Source organism: Bacillus sp. KH172YL63 (genome assembly GCF_011398925.1).
In the GTDB taxonomy this organism is placed as follows: domain Bacteria; phylum Bacillota; class Bacilli; order Bacillales; family Bacillaceae_B; genus Rossellomorea.
The window spans coordinates 3,684,604-3,707,827 of sequence record NZ_AP022842.1; the positions used below are offsets into that span (position 1 = coordinate 3,684,604).

A 23,224-nucleotide genomic window follows, 5' to 3' on the forward strand; every position below is an offset into this window, starting at 1 on the left:
TCTCTCTATGATGGCAATAAATGATAACAACAAAATAAGACCTATTCATTTAAGAATAAGTCTTATTTTATAAATTTTAGACTTTCACCAACATGTTACCAACAAGTTCTAAATGATGTTTAATCGAATAACGTTTCAGCATACCTAGACCAGGATAGTTTCCATTTTTATAACAGTCTAATAATTCATTTATTCCTTCGGTATTAATTAATGCTGTTTCATTTTGGTTATACCAATCTACGAATTTATAAAGGGCTTCCCCGAACTTACCCGCTTGGTCTGCCCGATTTTCATTTGAATCTGAGACAAAATGCCTCACCCATAAATTTTTCGCTTCATCTGGATAAAGAATATGAAAAGCAACAGCTTTAGCCCCAAATCCGCTTTCAGTATATTCTTCCCCTACGATAGAATAATCAGAAAAACCCAAAAATCCTTCTTGTTCAAAGTCTAAATGGTCTGAAGAAAACCATTCAACCTGATGATTCAAATATTCAGCGTTAGGTGTACGTTTAATAAAAGAATCTCTTAGAATGACTCCGTTATTATTTGCAAATCGTCTTTTGAGGGGCTTGATATCAGCTATAAAATTATACTTTGCTTCATGTTCAGCAAACATTACTTCATAGATGTCTAAATATCTTAAATCACTGTGAAAAACAGCTGTCTCATCCAGGGTTCTATTACATCTGTTAACAAGTTGAGGCAATTCTTCTAATGCTGCATTTGAGTTCAAATAGTAACCAATAGTTGCATTCCTGTGTCCCATAAGCTCTAAAATTTCTTCCATTAGTTCTTCATTGTCATTTAAGTCGTCCACAAATGTCCCAACACTAGGGTTCATTATCATAATCAATTTTCGATTATCATCAAGTAAACCTTTTACTGTACTAACCAACTGTGTTGAATATTTAACTGGTTCGATAACTGGTAATATTTCACCTGATAAAACATTTGAATCTTTCAAATCCCTTAATGCAAATAACTCGTGCTGTTTACCTCGTAAAAACGGAAAATACATTTAAATGCCCCCTTGTAGATTGTTTAAGAGCCTTTCAAATTTTTCACGATTTAAATGTGATTGATAAACTAGCCACCTTAATTCCAAAGGCACTCTCTTCAAATATTCTACATTATTTCCATTTACCCTCCTTAAAATCTCATTAAATACTAATTTTTGGGATTTTTCTAATCCTAATTGTCTATACATGTCTAAGTAAGTCGCATATCTGAAGATAGGTTTTACATCTGGAACCTCCTTAAATTGTTTTTTAATTAAGTCCTCATACTCTTCCTTCCTTAATAGCCTGAAAAGATTTTCATGTTTCAATTTACTGAAGTCTTCTTTTGCAAATTTTCTAATACTAATAGTGTTTCTTTTGGTTAATACCATAATTCCTACATTTGTATTTTTAACTAAGCGGTAAACTTGATAATAGTAGTTCTCCGAAGTTAGTACATACACTAAAGAAAAGACTTTATAATAATCTTCAATTTGATATATCAATTTGTCTAATGTGTCTAAGTCGGTTTTTATTTCTACAACAAAAGATTTTTTCTTATTAATTATTGCAAAATCTGCCTTTGAATTATCAATCTCAAATTCACTTAAAGCCACTGTTGTATTTAAACTATACGTCCCTAAAACATACTTATTAAAAAGGGTGTTTTTGTAGAAAAACTCATTCCTGTAAGATGATTCCATTTCTTTATATAAGCTTTTGGAGTTAACTAATTGATTGGATATTTTCTCATCGATATCTTTTTCAATTAGTTTTGTAATAGTTTTTTTATTAAACCATTCATTAAACTTTGCACTTTCCATCTAACCACTCATTTCTTTCATGTAATTCATAGGTATTTTACTCTGGAAAATAATACCATATCATTATTAAAAGAACAGCGCCTAAACACTAAATTCACTTTATGACTTGTGATGAAGTTTATTAGAATTAACGTACATAACACCAATTGAATCCATTGAACAAGTCTCGTAATGCACACCAATTGGAACGAAATCATCAGTCAAAATTCTCTAATGATGCGATTAATATATATATGGAAATGTCACCCTATAAGAACGCTCAAATAGTAATAAAAAAACTTGCCTTTATAAGCAAGTTTTCTACTAATAAAAATCTAAGCTGATTTAGTATGGTCATTTCCAGGTTCACTTTCTATTAATCTCTTGAGTACAATTGCTTCTAATTTCATTTTATTTATAATTTCTTCCATATAGTTTGATTTGATATGTTGACTTGTACCTTCATGTACAACAGAATTTGCAAACCTTAATAATTCTCTTAAGTTGTGATAGAATTCGATCCCAATAATATTATTATCACGTAAAAGCATTAATGACTTAACGGGAGAGAAATACTTTTGATGGTCTTTAAGAGTTTTTCTTATTAATTCATTTATTAAATTCTCTAGGATATACCGTTGTTTAAAAACTTCAATTACAGTTGGTCCATCCTCCACTAAACTATTAAAATCTATTTCTTTGTCGGTAACAGATGAGCTATGAGTATCATTAATTAACGATGGGAATGTAGGGACTGTATTTATGCTAATTTGGTTACCATTAGCTGGATTAGCATTTTGTTTTGTAATTTTATAATTTCTAACTATTGGCTGTATTACTTTTATAATTACCAGAGGAAAAGCCACAATAAATGCTAATACTAATATTAATAATAAAGAATTACTTATTACCCCCTTACTTGGTTCTACATATCCGATAATCCAAGAAGGTATTAATGATATCACTGCAGCTGCTACAATCGAAATAGATAACGACCAGACACTTCTTTTATCACTATTATAAGGCAAATCAACTTCTTCATACATTAAACTATTAATCCTATCTTCGATTTCGGACAATAAACTTGGCCGTACATCAATACTAATATGTTCGTTTTCATAAACCTTAGCATACACCATTTTTAATATTTGTTCTGTATTATGCCTTAAGTTAAAATTCTTTGAAATCATCATTCCTTCAAGCATATATGTAAGATTAATATTTGATATATTTAGGTTTTTATTTACTGAATTACGAATGATAAGATTAACAAGTTCTTCTGTTAATCGAATTGTTTCTTTTGTGCTATGCTTTCTTTGCCTTACTTCTTGTACAGAAAAAAAGCCTATAGTTAATAAGACTGAAAGAATTGCAATCGTTGTATTAAATTCGGATGTAGATACAAAACTGAAAAACTCCTCCAAAAGACCCCACCCCCATAATTAAAAACTAATTCTATTTTATCCATTTTCCCATAATATTGGAAGGTTCAATTCGTACCTTAACTAATTTTAGATTAATCATTTGAGAGATATATTTTTTATGTTGAAAGATTTTTTAATTTCATGAACTCCCTACACAAAAACATTAAATATACTAACATACACATTTCGATATCCCGTTTTTATAAACCAGTTATAATATCTTATCCACCCATAATTGACATTCTAATATTACTTCCCCTGATATCACTAAGAGAGGGGTAAATTTATTGTATATCGCTTTCGTATTAGATCGAGACTTACAAACAAAGCATCATTCTCAAGGGTACTGATCTCCTCGCAATAAGCTTTTTAAACTGTTTTAAGTCTCTTTGTAATGGGTATTCGTCACGCTCACCTATTCTTCACGTGTGAAATTTTGACCTCTCCATAACCATCAAACAACTAGTCTTGAACCTTTAGAGAACATAATTCTTTTAAGGAAAGTCCCACATGAGCAAGGTTAACATGATAGCAAAGTCAAAAAGTCCAACAAATTGAAATATATGTGGAGCACTAATTACTTCACCTCTACTTTATGCCATATTTAAAGCGCTAATTGAAAAGACGACTCTTTTATTTTTCAACATACTTTCAGTCCACTCAAAACCTCATCAGGCTGCAATTTGTAAAAATCAACCAACGATATTTCCATTTCATGAAACGCTTTAAATAATCCTTTAAGCTCCTTGTCATAAAACTTAACTGTATCTGGTGAAATTCCTTTTATCGTCCAATGCCTTAAAAACTCTTTTGAAACCGTCTGAAAACCTTTAGATTTCTGATCGTTCTTTGGAACTTACGAATTTAATACCTTTGAGCAAGTCGTTGCTTTTCTTCTTGACATGTTTGTTCCTTCCAATGCGTGGTATAACCATTTGAAAAGCCCCCAAACAAACTAAACAAAAAAAGACCCCATGCCTGCTGATCTAATCAACAAACACAAGGTCTTTGGTACGCCCTCGGAGGGAATCGAACCCCCATTTTAAGAACCGGAATCTTACGTGCTATCCGTTGCACCACGAGGGCATGTAATAAATATCCGTCACGAATATATATTATAAGGTAGATATTGCTTGTTTGCAATAGATATTGTAATTTATCTTTTTCAGAGGATTCCTCATCATATAAGTTATGAGACGTATGAAATTATAAAAGGCCTATAACCCTCTTCTAATATCCTAGTCAAAAACCACAGAGTGGAATGAAGCGGAAGGCACTTGACTCCTGCGGGACTAGCGGGAAGTTGAGACCCCACAGGGCGAAGCCCGAGGAGGCTCAACTCACGCCCCGCCGGAAAGCAAGTGCCTGCAGCGGAATGAAACGGTCCACATCCCACACTTAATTTATTACAGAATGCTCCTCCCTTTATCTAAAGGATTTCTGTTTAAAAAAGGTATCTATGGGTATCATGTAGAAAGGATTTATATACAAGTCAATATTGGAAGCGTTTAGTTTGACCTTTATTGACCATGGGTGTATGATTACAGTACAAAGTGAATATGGTATTCTAAACAATAAAAAGGATATTTAAGGAGGAACGAGGATGAATTTAATTCCTACAGTAATTGAACAAACAAACCGCGGTGAGCGTGCGTATGACATTTATTCACGCCTGTTGAAAGACCGTGTGATCATGCTTGGAAGCGCCATTGATGATAATGTGGCAAACTCCATCGTGGCACAGCTTCTTTTCCTTGAGTCGGAAAACCCGGAGAAGGATATCTCAATCTACATAAACTCTCCTGGTGGAAGCATCACGGCTGGTATGGCCATCTACGATACAATTCAATACATCAAGCCTGATGTACAGACGATCTGTATCGGTATGGCGGCGTCAATGGGTGCGTTCCTTCTTGCAGCTGGTGCTAAAGGCAAGCGTCTTGCCCTGCCAAATGCTGAAGTAATGATTCACCAACCACTTGGTGGCGCACAGGGTCAGGCGACGGAAATCGAAATCGCTGCAAAGCGCATTCTATTCCTTCGTGAAAAACTGAACCAAATCCTTGCTGATCGCACAGGTCAACCACTTGAAGTGATTTCAAAGGATACAGACCGTGATAACTTCATGACAGCTGAAAGAGCGCTTGAATACGGATTGATTGACCGCATCATCACGCGCAATGAAATGAACAACAAATAATGATGAAAGAACCCGCTCACGGAAAGACGTGAGCGGGTTCTTTTTGATTTTTATTGGATTTCGTCTTTCAATCCGTTTTTCAACAGGAGATGAAGGACAGTCTTCGAAAGCTTACTTGGCTGATAAGGCTTCACCAAATATTCATTCGCTCCCAATGTCATGCCTTTCTCCTTCTCCTCGAGGGCAGATGAGATGATGATCGGCACTTCAGATAGTGTTTCATCTTCTTTGATTTTCTCAAGTACATCCCAGCCCGACATATTTCCTTCGAGCATGATGTCTAGGACGATGGCACATGGATTGATTTCTTTCATTTTTTCCAATGCTTCTTTACCGGATTTCGTATGCTGCACTTGGAAGCCGCTTTCAGAGAGTTCTGTACGCAGCAGTGTGGCAAGATTCACGTCATCTTCAATGACCATGATCTCCATTCCGTTTCCGCACTGCTCTTCCTCTTTGAAGATTTCCATCGTCACGACCGGCAATGTTACCGTGAATGTCGTCCCTTCACCAAGTTCTGATGAGACATGAATCGATCCTTCATGGGTCTCGACGATTTCCTTCACGATGGTGAGTCCGAGTCCTGTTCCACCGATCCTTCTCCGGTCTGAGTTGTCGACCCGGTAGAATTTGGTGAACAGATTAGGGATCGCTTCCTCTGGCACGCCAAGGCCTTCATCCTCGATATCGATGTGAATCCGATCATCGTCTTCACGCAGGCGTACAAAGATATGGCCACCGTCAGGAGAATACTTGATCGCATTACTGATCAGGTTTGTGAACGCCTGGGATAATTTATCTTTATCTCCGAGGACGATCGTACAGTCGGTTTCTTTTTCGATCACGAATTGGTGGGATGGTGCATTCACTTTTTGGTTTTCGATCACTGTTTCCAGGATCGGGGTGAGATCTTCATACCTTTTTTCAAACGTTTGTCTTCCCGATTCCATCCGTTGTACGTCAAGGAAGTCGTTGATCAAGGACGTAAGGCGTTTGGCCTCTTGGTAGATTGTCGTTAAATATTTCTTCGTCCGTTCAGGCTTCAAGTCTTTTGTCAGCATCAGTTCGGTGAATCCGAGGACACTGGATAACGGCGTACGCAATTCATGGCTGACGGTGCTGACAAATTCAGATTTCATCTGATCTACTTCGAATTCCTTCGTAATATCCCGGTGGACGAAGATCGTACCTACATGATCTTCCCCGCGATAAAGAGGTTCAGAGTATACCTGGTAGACCCTCTTTGTATCTTTCAGGTGGTAAGTGTGGACGTTCTTTCCGCTTACTTCCTGGGTCATCACCATTTCATAGTAGTGATTCATGCCTTCTTCATCTTCAACCTGTGGGAGCAGCATCTGCTTCCATTCTTTATAGGTCGCCTTCTGCAGAAGGTCGAAATCACCATTGATGACCTTCGATAAGGTCGCATTCATTAATAACGTATTTCCCTGTCTGTCCACAAGGTGGATTCCTTCTTGGATATTGCTGAGAATATCCTGGGTGATCCGGCGATCTTTTTCTGATTCTTCAAAAAGATGGATTTTCTGAAGAGAGATCGATACTTGTTTGGCAAGGCTCATATATTCATCAAGTTCCTGTGCATCGAAGTCCTGCCCGAAACGGCTGAACACCATCACGGCTTCCACTTCGAGATTCGGGGAAAGGATCGGGATGAAGAGGTCATAGGAATATAACGTCCCTTCATGGTACCCTTTTTCCTCGACGCCAAGTTCACGTTTGATGGTGAAGGCTTTCTTTGTCTCGAATAAGCGCTGGTGTATGCCGTTGTCCATATATTCGATGAACTGACTCACACCCGACTTTGATATCCCGAAGGCCGCATGGGAATCCTGCTCATCCATCAGGACGATCATCCCGCAGGAAGCGTCCATCACCCTGCTCATGCTCCTTACGATGCTGTCGAGGACTTTCTGTTTGTTCAGTGATGTTGAGATGCCGTGGATGAACTCATTACGTCGCTCAAGCTGCTGCTCCCGATTTTTTGTGATTGCAAGGAGGTGCTCGAGTTCCGACTGTTGTGATTCCAATTCATCCTGCTGTGCCACCAACTCTTCATTTTGTGACAAGAGACTCTCTTCTTTTTCCTGTATTTTATAAATCATCTTTTCAAATGCTCTCGACAATTTGCCGATCTCGTCTTTCCGCTCATTGGCAAATGACCATTGCTGATAGCTCTCATTTTCTGAAATCTTCTCCGCAGCAGATGCCACTTCATTCAATGGCAGACCGATTTGTCTTGCAATGACCCTCATCATTCTCATCAGGACGAGGAGCATGATAAAGATGAACAGGACAAATGCCTGTTGACTGTAAGTTTCTTTCATTTTGACTGCTTCATATTCTTCGATGCTTGCTTCCTGCAGCGAGTCATTATACTGATCCAGTTGTTTCTGGAACGTATTGATCGTGGCTGTCGCTCCATCCTCTGAAGCCCGCATTACTGCTTCTATGTCGTCATTTTCAAAATTATAAAAGGCGTTTTCCACCAAAATATCGAAATAGTATGAAGCAAATTCTTCTGCATCGTTCACGAATTTTACATCCTGTTCATCCGTGGAAAGCTTCTTCAATTTCTTGATGGAAGCAAGCACAACCTCTTCTTCGCTGTATATGCTGTCCTTAAATTCCTGTCTGCCAAAGGCAATGTATCCCCGGGCATCGAAAAATGCTTTTTTGAAGCTGCGGTCCAGCTGTTCTGCCACTTCTTGTTTTTGATCCAACAGGACTTTTTGCTCCTGATATTCATTGGTGATATACCGGTCGTATGCAAATAAGCAAATGGAACCGGCAAGGAAAATAAGGATGAAACTGCTCATCAATCCGATGAATTGATTGCGCAGGCTCGTCTGAAAGTAATGTTTAGCTTTCTTCATTTAAAATGTCCTCAATTCGTTGGACGATGTCAAGCGGACTGTATGGCTTTGCCACAAAGTAATCGGCCCCGGACTGAAGGACACGTTCCTTGTCTGACTGCTGACTCTTTGCAGATACCATCATGATCTTCACACCTGCCTTCTCCGGTACCTTCCTGACTTGTTCGATCACTTCAAGACCTGTGAACAGGGGCATCATATAATCCAATAGAATGAGGTCATAATCATTTTCCATGATCTGATTGATGGCTTCCTGCCCGTCAGCCGCTTCATCAAGCTCATGCCCCTCGTCTTCAAGTGTATCAACCAATAACATCCTCAATACTTCTTCATCTTCCGCTATTAAAATCTTTGCCACGGGTCAATCCCCTCTTTCTTCGAATGCTTTCTTCATTTCATCATACGACTGCTTCAGTCTTTCATGGGCAGACGGTTCATCCCATGCATCCCATGTATAGTGGATGTAATCTCCTTCATCCATCTCGTCCCCGTTCATAGCAGGGTAGGAGAAGGATTCTTTTCCGTCTGTTTCATAGAGACCGATATGGATCCCGTCCAACACCTGGCTGCTTTGAATACCTTTTTCACCCCAGATGTCCCCCATTGCTTCCTTCATGCTCGGATCCTTGATGTTCAGGAGCGCCCATGGAATGCGAAGCTCGTATCCATCATCTTTGCTGTTCACGCTGATATCGGTGAGGGAGTTATAATCGGGATCACTTGTATTGGCGGTACCGAATTGCATCACACCGGTTTCATAGGATTGGAACGGAATTTCTTTGCCTTGAATCGTAAGCTCTTTGTTCAATGTGAGACGGATGGGATGATAAACCCCATTGTCCTTCTTGTTTGCATAATCGTGTTTCTCAATCATATCCAGCACGTGGCCGTAATGGTAATAAAACGTATCGTAATAGCTGTCCACCCACATGCGGGCTTCTTCCTCGCCTTTGATTTGAAGGGCGAAGTCCACTCCCGAGGTTTGAACGCCTTTTGTATCAGGAAGCGTCGATTGACCTTGATTCTTTACCGTATCAAACAGCAGGTACGTTTCCTTGTCTGGTGAAGGATTGTCAGAATCGATCCTTAAATAAACGTATCGCTCATCGCTTGTGACATATAATGCGTGACCGTCCTTCTTGAAAGACGGTTTCACACCCTTCAACTCCCAATCCGCTTTCCTGCCGTCCACATGGATCATCGCCGTCCTGTCTGCAGTCGGGTCGAAGCTCAGCATCCCGAACTGCTGCTCATTGGTCTGTGCGTTTGACCAGTATGGGCGCCTGTCAGGATTATCGTAGTCCATCGTGTTCCACGTCCGCTTGAACCACTCATCCTGCCAGGTGAACACAAGTCCGCCGGCCATCTTTTCTTCCTTGATGTCTTCGAACAACTTCCGGTCGATGTCTCCCTGTTCTTTCTCAGAGTGATGTCCCTGGTCCATTCCGTACACGTTGCGGTGGGTCAATCCCCTGGAGCCGGGCACGCCGAACTCGGCAACCAACAGCGGCATCGTATGGACTCTTTTCATATCATTGAGATAGCCTGCGTAGTTGTTCTTCTCTCCCCGGTGATCGATATAATCGACATACTTCGGTTCGTAGTTCAGGAAATCCGGATAGTATGGGTAAATATGATACGATGCGAACAGCCCTGTATGAAGCGCTTCTGTCCCTTTCATGACATTCGGATCAACCGTCACCATATCCTCGGTCTCAGAAGGCTCGGTCGGATGGGTCAACAGATCCGTCGTCACCCAGTTCGTAAAGCTGACGGGGCGTTGCCATTGGTACTTTTCTGTTTCATACTCAATTCCTTCATCCATCATGCCGGCAAGCCAGATTTCAAACGGCTGGGCATTTTCCGTTTGGATGTACGTGCCTTTTATATCTTCAAGGTTACGATGTTTATTATTTGTATCCAGTACAACCTGGGGATCCCACTCGACCCCGAAAATCCAACCGAGTACATACGGTGAAATATCATACTGGTACGTGCCGGAAGCGTGGCCTTTACGTTCTGGTATCTCTGCATTTCCATGAACGATATCGATCGTCCGCTTCATCTCGTCCAGAAATTCCTCACTGTTTTCCTTCGCGAAGGCATCCTTGGAATCAAGGAAGATTTCTTCATTCACCCATACGCCGTGAAAAAGGTACAAAGGCTTCTCGGCGATCTGATTGTATTCGTAGAACGCCTCATAAAAGGCAGGCGGATGGATCGTATAGATCCTGAGGGAGTTGGCATTCATCGCTCCGATCTGTTTGAACCAGCGGAAATACTCCTCTTTCGTGATGGCTGTCTCACCAGGGAACGACCCTGGTTTCGCGATCCCCATATTCACGCCTTTGATGAGCAGGTTTTCCCACTTTCCATCTTGATTCACCTGAATGTAATCAGTACCTGTTTTTCCGGCAAGCTTGATGCCTTTTTCAGATTTGATTCCGGCCGATTGGGTTTCTTTCTTTTCTTCTGTCAGATCTTCAAGGATGCTCGACATCATCGGGGTATACGCTTTCCAATAAAATTGTGAAAGGTTATCGGGACTTGATGATTCGGTCCATTTCCTCCAAGTGGAGAAGCCTGTCGTTTGATAGAGATTCGGAACTTCAGGCTGATCGGCAAAGTCTCCTGAGAAATAATACGTTTGGTATGACCGGTTCTTTTGATGAACAACCGCAGGGAATGTTTCAGGAATATTCAATCCCCGCAGCGTTTCTTTCCCGCTGTCGGTAAGGGAGAGGGTGTAATTCGCCAGCACTTGATCCGGATTGATCGGTTCTACAATATCGAACCAATATGAATACGGTACGCTGATGCTCTCACCAAACGCCTCTTCTCCTGATGCCGTCGTCTTGAAGACGACCCCTTTTTTGCCAATGTCTTTTTCGTCAAGGATGACGAGGCGGTCCCTCTCATCCACCAGGACATATCCCGGACCTGTCAGATCAAACGCTTTTCCGGTCTGGGTTTGGTAGTTATCCCTTACCCACTGAGGGACTTCACTGCTTTGAAGGTCCGGAAAATAGCGTCCGATCCAGCCGGACCATTCTAAATTGAACAGGCCATAAAATTTTGAGCGGACGTCTTCCGTGGTCGGATGGGCCATCGAATTGAACTCGGCAATGATTGTTTTTCCTTCATCCATCGCCATCGTATGCAGGGCTTCGATATCCTCATCGGTCATACCGCCATAAATTTTTGAAGACCGTTCTCCTGAAACGGTCTCATTATAATACTCATCTTCATACACACCATATGTATCTGCCACATAGACAGCATCATATTTGTCATAGGAAGAAGGGAATTCTTTGATGCTGTATTCCTTCTTTTTACCGGGGACAAAGCCGACGTAGTCTTCTTTCAGACGGTACGGCTCCCCGTTCGACTGGACATATTTCTGTTGATTCAACAGCCACATCAAGCCTTTATGCTCCCGGTAGGTGTCATCCGGGACCGTTTTATCGATCACCAGCATATTCAATTTCTTTTCACTCTTTAACTGCCACAGCCAGAATGGAGAGGAAACGACCAGGACAACCCCGATGATGAACAAAATCAATCCGGATACTTTAAGCTTTCTCATTTTGAAACTCCTTTTCTTGTCATTTCTCCCCATCCTCTTTTCTTTCGGAGAACATCGAGGATGCCTTCACATCTCCACAGAACCGTCAATGGCCTGTACCATAATGTTTCTGTTAAAGAGTAGAAGAACAGCCGGACAATATCTGAAACTTTCGGATACTTCCGGATCGACCATTCCTCCAGCAGCACGGCTGCCATCGACAGGATGGATCCATAGATGATGGATAATAAGAATAATAGAATGGCAAACTCAAGATAAACCCCGCCGAGAAACAGGGAAAGGATCATCACGATATATCCTGTCAATTCGACGAGCGGGCCAAGGAACTCGATGATCAGGAAGTAAGGCATCGACACGAGGCCGATCGATCCATACTTCGGATTAAAGAGAAGGCGGCGGTGGATCCACAGGCTCTCAAACAGCCCACGGTGCCACCTGCTCCGTTGACGGCGCAGAAATTTCATTGATTCAGGCGCCTCTGTCCAGCTGACCGGGTCAGGGACATAGACGATCTTCTTGTCTGCCTTTTGTTCTTTCACATAGCGATGGAGTCTGACGACGAGCTCCATATCTTCACCGACCGTATGGGAATACCCGCCGGCATCTACGACCCAACGCTTGGAGAATACGCCGAAGGCACCTGATACAATCAGGAGCAGATTGTGTCGGCTGAGTCCGATTCTCCCCATCAGGAATGCCCGTAAATACTCGATCACCTGCATGATGACGAGGGGTGATCGGGACAATCCTACTTTGATGATTTCACCGCTTTCGATGTCACAGCCATTGGCGATCCGGATACTTCCACCGGACGCGATCACCTCGCCGTCTGACTCGATGATCGGCTTCATCACCTTCAAGAAGGCGGTCCGTTCGAGTACCGAGTCTCCATCGATTGAGCAGAAGTAAGGGTAATTGGATACATTGATCCCGGCGTTCAAGGCGTCTGCCTTCCCGCCATTTTCTTTATCGATCACAATCAGATTGGAATACAGCTTCGATTGGTAGACTGCTCTGATCTGCTTCGTTTCCAGCTGCTGGCGCACGACCCATTTGAGCTTTCTCAGCTGGAAGGTCTCGATGAGCTTCTCCAGTGAATCATCTGTCGATCCATCATTGATGATGATGATTTCATATTCAGGATATTCAATGCTTAATAGTGACCTGACCGTTGCCATGATCCCCACCGATTCATTGTAGGCAGGCACCAGGATTGACACCGGCTTGGTCTGGGACAGATGGAGCAATTCTTCGTATGGTTCCCATTCATCCAGCTCATATGTTTTCCTCAACTGAAAGAGTGAGATAAAGAGCAATATCGTGTAAAAGGAGATGACGATGATCATATAAATCAGGACGAACCATCCGATTCCCACCAGGATATCCCCCCATAGTTCAGAGATCCTCATTTGGCATCCCCCTTTCCAACCATTGTTCTGCCATATCACGGGCGTAGTCATCTTCAGCCGTTGCAGCAATTCCCTCAAGAATGCCTCTTCCTTTGTCTGCCCGCAACAGTGCCTGGGCAGCTTGAGAGCGTACATAATAAGAACGATCACCCATCAATGCGATAAGGGACGCAGTCAGTTCTTCCGTACGGATATATTCACATGCCTTGATTGCCATCAGCCTGACCTGCCAGGACTCCGACTGCAATAATGTGTTCAATTTAGGGAGCGGTATGTAATATTCCATCTCCACAAGGGCTTTCAAGGAGCGGATCCTGATCTCCAATGATGGATCCTCCAGTTTTTCTTCCAACAGATCACCCAATTCAATTTGGTTGCGAAGGCCTATCGCATCGATCATCGCATGCTTCATACGATCGGACAATTCCGTAAAACGCATCAACAGGTATGTGAATTGTTCATGATTCAGGGATTGAAACAATGTGCTGTACTCAAATTCAGTCAGATCATGGACAGGATCCATCATCTTCTCCACAATCGATTCATCTTGAAGGAGGATGCCGATTTTCAATAGCTGCAATTCCTCTCCTTTAGTCAATCTTGAAGAAGAATGGACCTCCTCAAGCTGGGAGATCATCGACTTCATCTTGAAATCCCCCACCCAGTACAAGGCATTCATCCGAATGCTCCATCGCCTGTGCTTCAATCCGGATTGTATAAAATCAGTAAAGTGACGGTCGGCAAACTGCTGGATCCTTTCCTGGAGATCTTCACTGGCAACGGCTTTTGAATAGCCGGCCAATAATTCGACCAATGCCTGCAGTTGAAGAGGAGAATACTGTTCGGCCGGGAACGCTTCTTCTTTGTTTTCATTTATATAATGAAATAATTTCAGCCGATACGCTTCTTTATACTCCTCCACCCTTTTCCTTTTGTTGTTTTCAATTGCTTTCTTGGCAATCAGATAAAGAAACAACAGGATCAACAGGCTTAGAAGACTGATCAAACCGATAGAAAAATAGAATATTTCTGTTCTGAACACTTCATTACCTCATCCTTTTTAATAGTTGACCTAACCGGGCTTCAAGCTCTAATAGTTTAAAAGGCTTTGTCATATAATCATCCGCACCTAGCTGGAGAGAACGTGAAATGTCTTTTTCGCTCTTCCTGGAGGTCAGCATCAATACTTTGTATCTGTCAGTGTCCTTTTTCTTGCGGAGCTGTTCCAGCACTTCGAGTCCATCCATCCGCGGCATTACGCCGTCGAGGATCACGAGGCAAGCACTCTCCTGGTGCCATTGTGACTCCAGGAAGGACACGCCGTCTTTGAATGTATGGATATCATATTCCACACTTTCTTCCCTTGGAAGCTTGGACACGATATCGGTCATGATTGTACGGATGATCGGATCATCATCGACAATCGCGACTTTGATCATTTTCAGATGCTGATTGCCGCTTATATTCGAATCGATCTTCACGCAGTTCCTTCCGCTGTTCTTTGCTTCATAAAGGGCAGTGTCCGCAACCTTCAGCCAGTCTTCAAACGGTTTATTCACATCTGATATTTCGGTCAATCCTGCCGAGAATGTACAAGTGAATGATTCATCCTCCGTAAACACCTGGTGGCTGAAGCTTTCCCTCAGTGCGTTCAAGTATCCGTAGGCATCTTTCAGTGGCGTATTCGGGAATAGAATGATGAATTCTTCGCCGCCATATCTGAATACGATATCCTGTACCCTCGTCTCCTCTTTTAACAGGGAGGCGAATGATTTCAGCACCTGATCCCCCATCAAGTGACCGTATTGATCGTTCACCTTCTTGAAGTGATCGATATCAAGGACCGCTACACAATAAGGGTTCTTTGATCGTTCCCAGTCAAACTTGATCTGTGCATAGGCTTCCGCAAGATATTTGCGGTTGTACACATGTGTCAGTTCATCGATCAACACGAGCTCCTCAATCTGCTTCTTCCGCTCCAGCTGCCTCCTCACCCGTACGACGAATTCATCGAAATCGAATGGCTTCTGGATGAAGTCATCCGCTCCCATCGAATAGCTTTTCATCCGGATTTCCTTGCTGTCGTCCACACTCACCATGACGGTCGGAATGAATTGCTGCTTCATCTTTTTCTTGAAGAAGTCCAGCACTTCGAACCCATTCGTTTCGTTCATATACACATCGATGATGGCGCAGTCCGGCCTCACATCGTAATAAGACATGATTGCTTTCTCAGGATTCGCGACCGGTACGACATACCACCCCATACTTTCAAGGCGGTCCTTCATGAACATCAGGAATGTCGTGTCGTCATCAATGATGAGAACGACCGGCTCATCTCCCTGACGCTTCTGCTTTCCTTCAACAGCCTTGCTCTTCAGGGCATCACCCTCATAAAGGTAACAATACTCAATGATGTCATACAGCTCATGATTGATATCGTTCATGGACCATTCCCGTTCTTCGGTTTCGTCCATGCTGTCCATCAGCCCTTTGGCCGATTCACCGATTTTATGCAAACCGAGGATTGAAGCCGACCCTGCCAAAGAGTGCACAAACCGGTAGACTTCCTGATGAGTGATCGTTTCTGCGACCTCCCATTCCTCAAGCTTCTTTCTTATGTTATTAAAAAAATGATTTGTATACTTCTCCATTTCATTCGTCCTTTGTCATTTATTTCTCTGGACCCTTGTATGCTTTAAAAACAGGTCATACACGTACATTTTTACATCTCTCATTATACAATCTGACATGAGAGTTTAATAGTATCTGAGCACACTCTATTTCACTCTAATCTTAATAAATATTTCGGAATAATGGAATGAGAATCTTCAATGTAACAAAAAAATTCAGTTCCTCCCAGAATGCCACCTATATTATAGATAAAATGGTAAAATCTTATCATCTTACATGAATTTTCATTATTTTTCCCATAACAAAAAAACCAACGACCTACTCCCTTGGTCATTGGTTTTTCATATGTGTTTGAAGTTGATGCTACGCTTCCTTTTGGACGAATCTTTCAAGGGCAGCGATTGCTTCTTGTTCATCGCTTCCATCTGCGGCAAGGGTAATAGCCGCACCTGTAGAAATCGCCAGGCTCATTAACCCCATGATGCTTTTTGCGTTTACTTTCTTCCCATCTTTCTCTAAGAAGATTTCAGATGAGAAACGGTTTGCTTCTTGAACGAATAGCGCAGCCGGCCGTGCTTGAAGACCTGTCTTTAATTTCACTTCCACTTGTTTTTCCACCATAATGAATTTCTCTCCCCTTTGTTCACAATTAGGATTGTATATTCTCACCCGCCCTGAGTTTTTCCGCAAGCTGGTCGATCTTGCGCAACCGGTGATTGATCCCAGATTTACTGATGGTGCCGCCTGACACCATTTCTCCCAGTTCTTTGAGCGTGACATCTTGATAATTCACCCGCAGCTCGGCAATTTCCCGCAGCTTATCGGGTAAAATCTGCAGTCCGACAGACCGTTCGATAAACTTGATGTTTTCTACCTGCCTCAGTGCTGCACCGATCGTTTTATTCAAATTGGCCGTCTCACAATTCACCAGACGGTTCACCGAATTCCTCATATCCCTTACAATCCGTACGTCTTCGAATCGGAGCAGTGCATTGTGGGCACCGACGATATTCAAGAATTCCGTAATCTTCTCCGCTTCCTTTAAATACGTAATGAAGCCCTTCTTCCTTTCGAGCGTCTTACTATTCAAGCCGAACGTATTCATGAGCTCGGACAACGCGTCGTTGTGTTCAGGATATAGGGAGAAGATTTCCAAATGATACGACGATGTTTCCGGATTATTCACCGATCCCCCGGCCAGGAACGCACCGCGTAAGTACGAGCGCCTGCAGCATTTCTTCTTGATCAAGTCTTCCGCTATATTATGAATGAACGTAAAATGTTCGCCGAGTATTTTCAAATCCTCGAGGATCATCTTCGTATCTTCTTTGATTCTGACGATATACACATTATTTTTCTTCAGCCGCATCTTCTTTCGTACCAGAAGTTCTACTGGGGTGTCGTACCCTTTTTTAATCAATGTATAGATTCTTCTGGCAATGGCGGCGTTTTCTGTTTGAATATTGACAACGAGCATTTGATTCGAAAATGACAATGACCCATTCATCCGGATCAACGCGGACAGCTCTGCATTTGCACAACAATCCTTTATTTCAATATTCGTCAGTTCTTTTTTCGTTTCGGACGCAAACGACATCCCCATCACCTCCTAGCAAACGCTTGCACAACCTTATACACAATCATTTTTTGTGCTTATTTGGCTGCTTCTTTCAAATATGAATATATGATATCTGCGACTTTCTCTGTATTGTGACGAACAAGGTTGTTGTCATAGGAAAGGATTTCTTCTGCTATGACCTCGAGACCCATGGACTTCAATTTATCCACATCAAAGTGAACGGGACTCGCTTGTTCTTCATCGTACCGGGTCTGGACTTCTTTTGGCACCTGTTTTTTATTCACCAGAATATAATCGATGCTCGGTGTTTCCAGGTGATCGTACAATGCTCTGACATGATCGCTTGCTGAATAGTCCAGGGTTTCCCCTGCCTGCGTCATGATATTGCATATATACATCTTCTTCGCATCCGCCCTGCATACCGCTTCACCGATACCCGGAACGAGAAGATTCGGCAATATACTAGTATAAAGGCTTCCCGGCCCCATCACAATCAAATCGGCTTCTTTGATGGCACGCAGCGTTTCGCTCAGCGGCTTGATGCTGTCAGGCTTGAGGAAGACACGTTTGATTTTTTTGCCTGCTTTTGGAATGGCCGACTCTCCCGTCACGATCGTCCCATCATCCATCTCAGCTTTCAGGATGACACTTTGATTCGCAGATGGAAGCACCTTTCCTTTCACATTCAGTACCCTGCTCATCTCCTGGATGGCATGGACAAAGTCACCGGTAATGGAGGCGAGCGCCGCGATGATCAGGTTTCCCAGCGCATGTCCCGATAACTCATTCGTCGTTTCAAAACGGTGCTGGAACATTTGTTCAACCAATGGCTCTACTTCTGACAGGGCAGCCAGGACGTTCCGTATGTCCCCCGGGGGCGGAATATCGAGGCTGTCACGCAGCCGGCCTGAACTGCCACCATCATCTGCGACGGTGACAATGGCCGAAATATCAATCGGGTGTCGCTTCAATCCCCGGAGAAGGACAGGCAAGCCCGTTCCTCCTCCGATCACGACGACCTTGGGTGTAGTTGTCATGTTGTACGACCCTTTCTCTTCTCGATGTCTCGATGAGAAACTTTGGTTTGATAATCTTTTTCAAAATGATGGGCCAAATACTCGGCCAGGGCAACCGAACGATGCTGTCCGCCTGTACATCCAATTGCAACAACGAGCTGGCTCTTGCCTTCCCGTTTGTATTGAGGAAGCATGAACGACAGTAAATCGGTCACTTTCTCTATGAATTTATTCGTTTCATTCCATTTCAGCACGTACGTAGACACTTCTTCATCAAGTCCCGTCTTCGGCCGCATATGTTCGATATAGTGCGGGTTCGGCAGGAACCTGACATCGAATACAAGGTCTGCATCGATGGGGATTCCGTGCTTGAAACCGAAAGACATGACGTTCACGGTAAAAATCGTCTTTTTATTCACCGAGAATTCCGTTAAGATCTTTTCCCTGAGTTCACGGGGCTTCATGGTTGATGTCGTGTAGATCAGCTGTGCACGGCCTTTCAGTTCTTCAAGGAGTTCCCTTTCCTGACGGATCCCTTCAAGTGGCAGCCCGGATGGTGCGAGCGGGTGGGACCGCCGTGTTTCCTTGTAACGTCTCACAAGGGAGGAATCATCTGCATCCAAATAAAGGATCTGCGGTGACACCCATGAGGTTTCCGCCAGTTCATCCAATGCTTTGAAAAGGTGATCGAAGAATTCCCTTCCCCTCAGGTCCATGACGAGGGCGACCTTATTCATCTTATTACCGGACTCTTTCATCAGTTCCAAAAATTTAGGCAGGAGAGTGGGCGGCAGGTTGTCCACACAGAAAAACCCTAAATCCTCAAAGCTCTGGATGGCGACCGTTTTTCCCGCTCCAGACATCCCCGTTATGATTACCAATTGAACGTCATTCGTAGAACCTGTACTCATACTCTTCCCCCACTTTATCGTTATGTTCTATTTATAGTTGGTTAACTTGGATCTAATCGATAAGATAATAATTTAAAATCAGGAGTATAGGTAAATGTTCCGTATATCGTATTCTTTCCGTGCAACAGGTAGTCAAGAATATGATAATCCCCCTCAGCCATCGGCAGGTCCTTTATGTCCTCAATTGGGTGCCATTTGATCTTTCCTTCATCCGATTCCTGGAGGTTGACGCCATCTGCTTCCGTTGCAAAGAAAGAGAACATCATCCACTCCGATACGATTTGATTGCCATCCTTGATGATGAACGTAAAGACACCTTTTAAATCAGGGTTCTTCAAGTAAATGCCTGTCTCCTCACGGTACTCGCGAATGACAGCGTCCCTGATCGATTCACCTGACTCCATCTTGCCGCCGGGGGCGACCCACCAATTCCTTCTTGGCTTCTGGAGAAGGAGCACCTTGTCCCCATCTAGATATAAACAATTTGTGACACGCTGCACTACCTTCACCTCAATCTTGATGATTCGGGATCGATGTAGATATCAGTCCCACTTTCAGTCATTATCATTCCTTTTATTATACTATGATTGTAGACAAGCCACAATGTCTCGGCTTGCTGCATGGAAGGTTGTCGATTTCCATCGAAATATGAGTGGACAGGTTTTGACAGGATCTTTGGGTGTGATGAGTGGTACAGACCGTGGGTAATCAATGATACAGGGGGAAAAGGGCAAAAAAATAGACACAGGCGAGTCCTGTGTCGTCTACGGGATTTATTACTTAAAAGGGGGTCAATTTCTTATTTTCTATATTACCCGAAAATTGTTTCACTAGTGTTACAACAGATTTAAAACGGTATTACGGAATGGTTAATGTTTCGTAATGAAATTGACGAATGGAGGCGAATGATGTGAAAAACTGTCAGTCTACAATCAGAAATCATATTCCTTAAGGATCTGATCTGCCATCAAGTCATACCCTTTCCCGTTCGGGTGCAGGGAATCATGGAAGTATTCCTCTTTCGACTTCCCTTTGAATAACGGATTGGTGGAGACATATTTCACATTTTCATGCTTTTTCACTTCTTTCATGATTGATTTGTTCCAATCGTCCACATATGCCTCTATTTTGTCACTGTCTTTATCCGGATAAGGATTGTATAACCCCAGCACAAGGATGTCTGCATCTTCACTTGCTGTTCCGGTAATATTCAGGATTTTCTCCAAATGATCCAGGTAATCTTCCTTCGCTTCCATGATCTCATCATGATGCAGCGGAAACAGGTCCCCTCCATTGTTCTTGATCAGATCATTTGTCCCGATATTAATGATAAATACGTCCGCTTCACCTAAATCCTCTGCGACATCCGGCTTTACAATCTGGGACAACATTTCGTCCGACTGCTGTCCCGGCACCCCAAGATTTTGGAAATGATAGCTTATCTCTGTATGCTTCTCATTCACCCTCTTTTCCAGGCGTCCGATATAACCTTCATCCTTTTTATCACCGTATCCATAGGTGAGTGAGTCACCAAGTGCGATGACCCTCTTCTTGGATGCCGACTCACTTTCATCGGTAAAGAAACCGAAGTAAAGGACGGGGATAAGGGCAAATAGTGCTGTGATTCCTATGATTTTCAATGCTTTCATCGTTGATCCAACCTTCCGAAATAAACTGGGATGACTTTACTAATAGTCGTTATTCCCTGTTACGGAGGTTGTAACCCTGTTTAAATTTGGAAACACCTTCAGACTGTTCCTTTTATTTTTTCTGGATGCCAAACCTGGCATTGAGCTGGCCCCGTATCATTTTCTGCTTCGCTTCTTTTCTTTCTTTTCTTGATAGCTCATGTTTGATTTCTTTCGTAGTCACTCCTTCTTCACGCTGATCGGCAATATCCATCAGGCGCTCCACATCGGAAAAGGAATATTTACGGTAGCCCCGGTTCGACCGCTTCGGAAAGATTAAATTCTTCTCTTCATAGTAGCGGATCTTCCTTTCGGTCAGTCCGGTCAATTCACTCACGACACCGATGGAGATTACTTTTTTATCCTTATAGGAAGGTTCATTATCCACGCTCTCCTCATCCTCCCAGTCTGTGAATACCTTGATTATACATGTACCTCATCGATCTTTGGACTAGTATGTCAGAAAACCTGACAAATAATTCGAAATTGGAAGAAAACTTAACAAGGTGGAGGACTTTGTTCATCAAAGATCCTACAATACAAACAAGAACCCATAAGGAGTGAACATTCATGCCCTTACTACGCGAAGCCGTTGAGAAGAAAAGGCAGCAATTTATCCGTCGGTTGGTAGAAGCTGGTGTGTACAAATCAGGTGATGAAGGATTGAAGAAGCTGACGCTGTCGGAGCTGGTGGAGGTGTTTCACAAATATGAGGGGGAGTCGTGGATGAGGAGGTAATGGGAGGTTGTAAGGTGATAGGGTCCGAATAGGTGTTGTATAAAAAGAGGACTGTATTTGTAAACATTGTGGCTATTAGACAAGCGAGATGCGGTTGATTTCCACTCCAGATGCTCACATTAACCCCTGTTAATAACAACAATCAATGCGAAAAGAACCAAAAAGAAAAATCCGAACGAAATCTATCTCGTTCGGATTTTTTGCTGCTTACATATCATTCATGTATTTAGCAGGTTTAGACCTGCTTTAATAAAAAATTAACCGTTTTTAACTTTCTCTTTCAGCTCTTCGATATAGTGCTGGGCAGTTTGGGCGGCGATGCTTCCGTCACCCGTTGCCGTCACGATTTGACGGAGCTGCTTTTCACGGACGTCACCGGCTGCAAAGATTCCAGGAACCTTTGTTTCCATCTGTTCGTTCGTTTCGATGTAACCTTCAGCATTCAGGATGTCAAGGTTGGCAAACGGCTTCGTCAATGGAAGCATCCCGATGTAAACGAAGACACCATCCGTCTGGAAGTCTCTTTCTTCACCGTTTTCAGTGGACACAAGCGTCACACCGCCCACTTTTCCGTCTTTTTCATTGATTTCCTTCACCGTGTGGTTCCAGATGAAATCGACTTTCTCGTTATCAAACGCACGCTGTTGCAGAATCTTTTGTGCACGAAGCTCGTCGCGTCGGTGGACGATTGTGACTTTGTTTGCGAATCTTGTCAGGTAAACCCCTTCTTCCACTGCAGAGTCTCCCCCGCCGATGACAACAAGGTCTTTTCCTTTGAAGAACGCACCGTCACATACGGCACAATAAGAAACGCCGCGGCCGCCAAGTTCTTTTTCACCAGGGACGCCGATTTTCTTGTATTCTGCACCGGTCGTGATGATCACGGCACGTGCCTTGAATTCTTTTGAACCGGTCTTGACGGTCTTGAATTCTTCTCCGTCGACGATCTCTTTAATGTCCCCGTATGCGTACTCTGCACCGAATTTCTTCGCGTGATCAAACATTTTATTGGAAAGGTCAGGTCCAAGGATATGGTCGAAGCCAGGATAGTTTTCCACTTCCTCCGTATTCGCCATCTGTCCACCCGGCACCCCTCTTTCAAGCATGAGGGTTGAAAGGCTCGCACGTGAAGTATAAACGGCAGCGGTCATACCTGCAGGGCCTGCACCTACTATGATTACATCATAAATCTTTTCTTCAGACATCTCGACATTCTCCTTCCGAAACAATACTGTCGCATATGCTTTATTTAAATACGCTGGATCTGGCTGTTGAGCTTCCATTCATAGTATTAACTTCCTACACTTATCCTATAAAAAACAAGGTCATATCGTCCAAAAA

General features: G+C 42.9%; 19 protein-coding genes and 1 tRNA gene. 2 read left to right on the forward strand and 18 right to left on the reverse strand.

Annotated elements, in window-relative coordinates:
- Window positions 1-76 precede the first annotated feature (76 nt).
- From KH172YL63_RS18885 to KH172YL63_RS18900, 4 genes are all read right to left on the reverse strand, one after another.
- On the reverse strand, window positions 77-1,021 hold the full coding sequence (locus KH172YL63_RS18885) for a sce7725 family protein (protein ID WP_173107542.1): 945 nt from the start codon (window positions 1,019-1,021) through the stop codon (window positions 77-79).
- Entirely contained in the window at window positions 1,022-1,825 is an 804-nt protein-coding gene (locus KH172YL63_RS18890; protein ID WP_173107543.1) for a sce7726 family protein, read from the reverse strand.
- A 314-nt stretch (window positions 1,826-2,139) separates the two neighbouring features.
- Window positions 2,140-3,228: a hypothetical protein gene (locus KH172YL63_RS18895; protein WP_173107544.1), complete on the reverse strand. Its 1,089-nt coding sequence runs from the start codon at window positions 3,226-3,228 to the stop codon at window positions 2,140-2,142.
- A gap of 1,014 nt (window positions 3,229-4,242) precedes the next feature.
- Window positions 4,243-4,314 (reverse strand) — tRNA-Arg (locus KH172YL63_RS18900).
- 517 nt (window positions 4,315-4,831) lie between these two features.
- Here KH172YL63_RS18900 and clpP point away from each other — a divergent pair.
- The gene (clpP, locus tag KH172YL63_RS18905; protein ID WP_173107545.1) at window positions 4,832-5,428 is read left to right on the forward strand and encodes an ATP-dependent Clp endopeptidase proteolytic subunit ClpP; all 597 of its coding nucleotides are present in this window, start codon (window positions 4,832-4,834) and stop codon (window positions 5,426-5,428) included.
- Window positions 5,429-5,478: 50 nt separating this feature from the next.
- Here clpP and KH172YL63_RS18910 read toward each other — a convergent pair whose 3' ends face one another.
- From KH172YL63_RS18910 to KH172YL63_RS18970, 13 genes are all read right to left on the reverse strand, one after another.
- Window positions 5,479-8,322: an ATP-binding protein gene (locus KH172YL63_RS18910; protein WP_173107546.1), complete on the reverse strand. Its 2,844-nt coding sequence runs from the start codon at window positions 8,320-8,322 to the stop codon at window positions 5,479-5,481.
- Window positions 8,309-8,680 (reverse strand): response regulator transcription factor, encoded by a 372-nt coding sequence (locus tag KH172YL63_RS18915; protein WP_173107547.1) that lies wholly within the window; start codon window positions 8,678-8,680, stop codon window positions 8,309-8,311. The genes KH172YL63_RS18910 and KH172YL63_RS18915 overlap by 14 nt, the downstream gene beginning before the upstream one ends.
- A gap of 3 nt (window positions 8,681-8,683) precedes the next feature.
- A complete protein-coding gene (locus KH172YL63_RS18920) occupies window positions 8,684-11,908 on the reverse strand; it encodes a hypothetical protein (RefSeq protein WP_173107548.1) in 3,225 nt (1,074 codons plus the stop codon).
- Window positions 11,905-13,317: a glycosyltransferase family 2 protein gene (locus KH172YL63_RS18925; RefSeq protein WP_173107549.1), complete on the reverse strand. Its 1,413-nt coding sequence runs from the start codon at window positions 13,315-13,317 to the stop codon at window positions 11,905-11,907. Before KH172YL63_RS18925 ends, KH172YL63_RS18920 begins: the two co-directional genes overlap by 4 nt.
- Window positions 13,304-14,359: a HEAT repeat domain-containing protein gene (locus tag KH172YL63_RS18930; protein ID WP_173107550.1), complete on the reverse strand. Its 1,056-nt coding sequence runs from the start codon at window positions 14,357-14,359 to the stop codon at window positions 13,304-13,306. The genes KH172YL63_RS18925 and KH172YL63_RS18930 overlap by 14 nt, the downstream gene beginning before the upstream one ends.
- A gap of 4 nt (window positions 14,360-14,363) precedes the next feature.
- Entirely contained in the window at window positions 14,364-15,971 is a 1,608-nt protein-coding gene (locus KH172YL63_RS18935) for a diguanylate cyclase (RefSeq protein ID WP_173107551.1), read from the reverse strand.
- Window positions 15,972-16,314: 343 nt separating this feature from the next.
- The gene (locus KH172YL63_RS18940; RefSeq protein WP_173107552.1) at window positions 16,315-16,572 is read right to left on the reverse strand and encodes an HPr family phosphocarrier protein; all 258 of its coding nucleotides are present in this window, start codon (window positions 16,570-16,572) and stop codon (window positions 16,315-16,317) included.
- Window positions 16,573-16,600: 28 nt separating this feature from the next.
- Window positions 16,601-17,548, reverse strand: a complete 948-nt coding sequence (gene whiA / locus KH172YL63_RS18945) for a DNA-binding protein WhiA (RefSeq protein WP_173107553.1) — start codon at window positions 17,546-17,548, stop codon at window positions 16,601-16,603.
- Between the two features lie 56 nt (window positions 17,549-17,604).
- Window positions 17,605-18,567 carry a gluconeogenesis factor YvcK family protein gene (locus tag KH172YL63_RS18950; RefSeq protein ID WP_173107554.1) on the reverse strand — a complete coding sequence of 321 codons (963 nt, stop codon included), beginning with the start codon at window positions 18,565-18,567 and terminating at the stop codon, window positions 17,605-17,607.
- Window positions 18,564-19,457, reverse strand: a complete 894-nt coding sequence (gene rapZ, locus KH172YL63_RS18955; protein WP_173107555.1) for an RNase adapter RapZ — start codon at window positions 19,455-19,457, stop codon at window positions 18,564-18,566. The genes KH172YL63_RS18950 and rapZ overlap by 4 nt, the downstream gene beginning before the upstream one ends.
- Before the next feature lie 41 nt (window positions 19,458-19,498).
- Entirely contained in the window at window positions 19,499-19,957 is a 459-nt protein-coding gene (locus KH172YL63_RS18960) for an 8-oxo-dGTP diphosphatase (RefSeq protein WP_173107556.1), read from the reverse strand.
- Between the two features lie 432 nt (window positions 19,958-20,389).
- Window positions 20,390-21,106: a GDSL-type esterase/lipase family protein gene (locus KH172YL63_RS18965; protein ID WP_173107557.1), complete on the reverse strand. Its 717-nt coding sequence runs from the start codon at window positions 21,104-21,106 to the stop codon at window positions 20,390-20,392.
- 112 nt (window positions 21,107-21,218) lie between these two features.
- Window positions 21,219-21,533 carry a MerR family transcriptional regulator gene (locus KH172YL63_RS18970; protein WP_173107558.1) on the reverse strand — a complete coding sequence of 105 codons (315 nt, stop codon included), beginning with the start codon at window positions 21,531-21,533 and terminating at the stop codon, window positions 21,219-21,221.
- Window positions 21,534-21,715: 182 nt separating this feature from the next.
- Here KH172YL63_RS18970 and KH172YL63_RS18975 point away from each other — a divergent pair, with 182 nt between their 5' ends.
- Window positions 21,716-21,883, forward strand: a complete 168-nt coding sequence (locus tag KH172YL63_RS18975; RefSeq protein ID WP_173107559.1) for a Fur-regulated basic protein FbpA — start codon at window positions 21,716-21,718, stop codon at window positions 21,881-21,883.
- 257 nt (window positions 21,884-22,140) lie between these two features.
- Here KH172YL63_RS18975 and trxB read toward each other — a convergent pair whose 3' ends face one another.
- Window positions 22,141-23,088: a thioredoxin-disulfide reductase gene (trxB, locus tag KH172YL63_RS18980; protein ID WP_173107560.1), complete on the reverse strand. Its 948-nt coding sequence runs from the start codon at window positions 23,086-23,088 to the stop codon at window positions 22,141-22,143.
- Window positions 23,089-23,224: the final 136 nt, after the last annotated feature.

What these genes read in the sequence shown, in the direction of transcription:
- KH172YL63_RS18925 (WP_173107549.1), bottom strand. Translation starts at nt 13,317, where the DNA reads ATGAGGATCTCTGAACTATGGGGGGATATCCTGGTGGGAATCGGATGG.
- KH172YL63_RS18910 (WP_173107546.1), bottom strand. Translation starts at nt 8,322, where the DNA reads ATGAAGAAAGCTAAACATTACTTTCAGACGAGCCTGCGCAATCAATTC.
- clpP (WP_173107545.1), top strand. Translation starts at nt 4,832, where the DNA reads ATGAATTTAATTCCTACAGTAATTGAACAAACAAACCGCGGTGAGCGT.
- KH172YL63_RS18885 (WP_173107542.1), bottom strand. Translation starts at nt 1,021, where the DNA reads ATGTATTTTCCGTTTTTACGAGGTAAACAGCACGAGTTATTTGCATTA.
- KH172YL63_RS18950 (WP_173107554.1), bottom strand. Translation starts at nt 18,567, where the DNA reads ATGACAACTACACCCAAGGTCGTCGTGATCGGAGGAGGAACGGGCTTG.
- KH172YL63_RS18920 (WP_173107548.1), bottom strand. Translation starts at nt 11,908, where the DNA reads ATGAGAAAGCTTAAAGTATCCGGATTGATTTTGTTCATCATCGGGGTT.
- trxB (WP_173107560.1), bottom strand. Translation starts at nt 23,088, where the DNA reads ATGTCTGAAGAAAAGATTTATGATGTAATCATAGTAGGTGCAGGCCCT.
- KH172YL63_RS18975 (WP_173107559.1), top strand. Translation starts at nt 21,716, where the DNA reads ATGCCCTTACTACGCGAAGCCGTTGAGAAGAAAAGGCAGCAATTTATC.
- rapZ (WP_173107555.1), bottom strand. Translation starts at nt 19,457, where the DNA reads ATGAGTACAGGTTCTACGAATGACGTTCAATTGGTAATCATAACGGGG.
- KH172YL63_RS18940 (WP_173107552.1), bottom strand. Translation starts at nt 16,572, where the DNA reads ATGGTGGAAAAACAAGTGGAAGTGAAATTAAAGACAGGTCTTCAAGCA.
- KH172YL63_RS18935 (WP_173107551.1), bottom strand. Translation starts at nt 15,971, where the DNA reads ATGGAGAAGTATACAAATCATTTTTTTAATAACATAAGAAAGAAGCTT.
- KH172YL63_RS18965 (WP_173107557.1), bottom strand. Translation starts at nt 21,106, where the DNA reads ATGAAAGCATTGAAAATCATAGGAATCACAGCACTATTTGCCCTTATC.
- KH172YL63_RS18890 (WP_173107543.1), bottom strand. Translation starts at nt 1,825, where the DNA reads ATGGAAAGTGCAAAGTTTAATGAATGGTTTAATAAAAAAACTATTACA.
- whiA (WP_173107553.1), bottom strand. Translation starts at nt 17,548, where the DNA reads ATGTCGTTTGCGTCCGAAACGAAAAAAGAACTGACGAATATTGAAATA.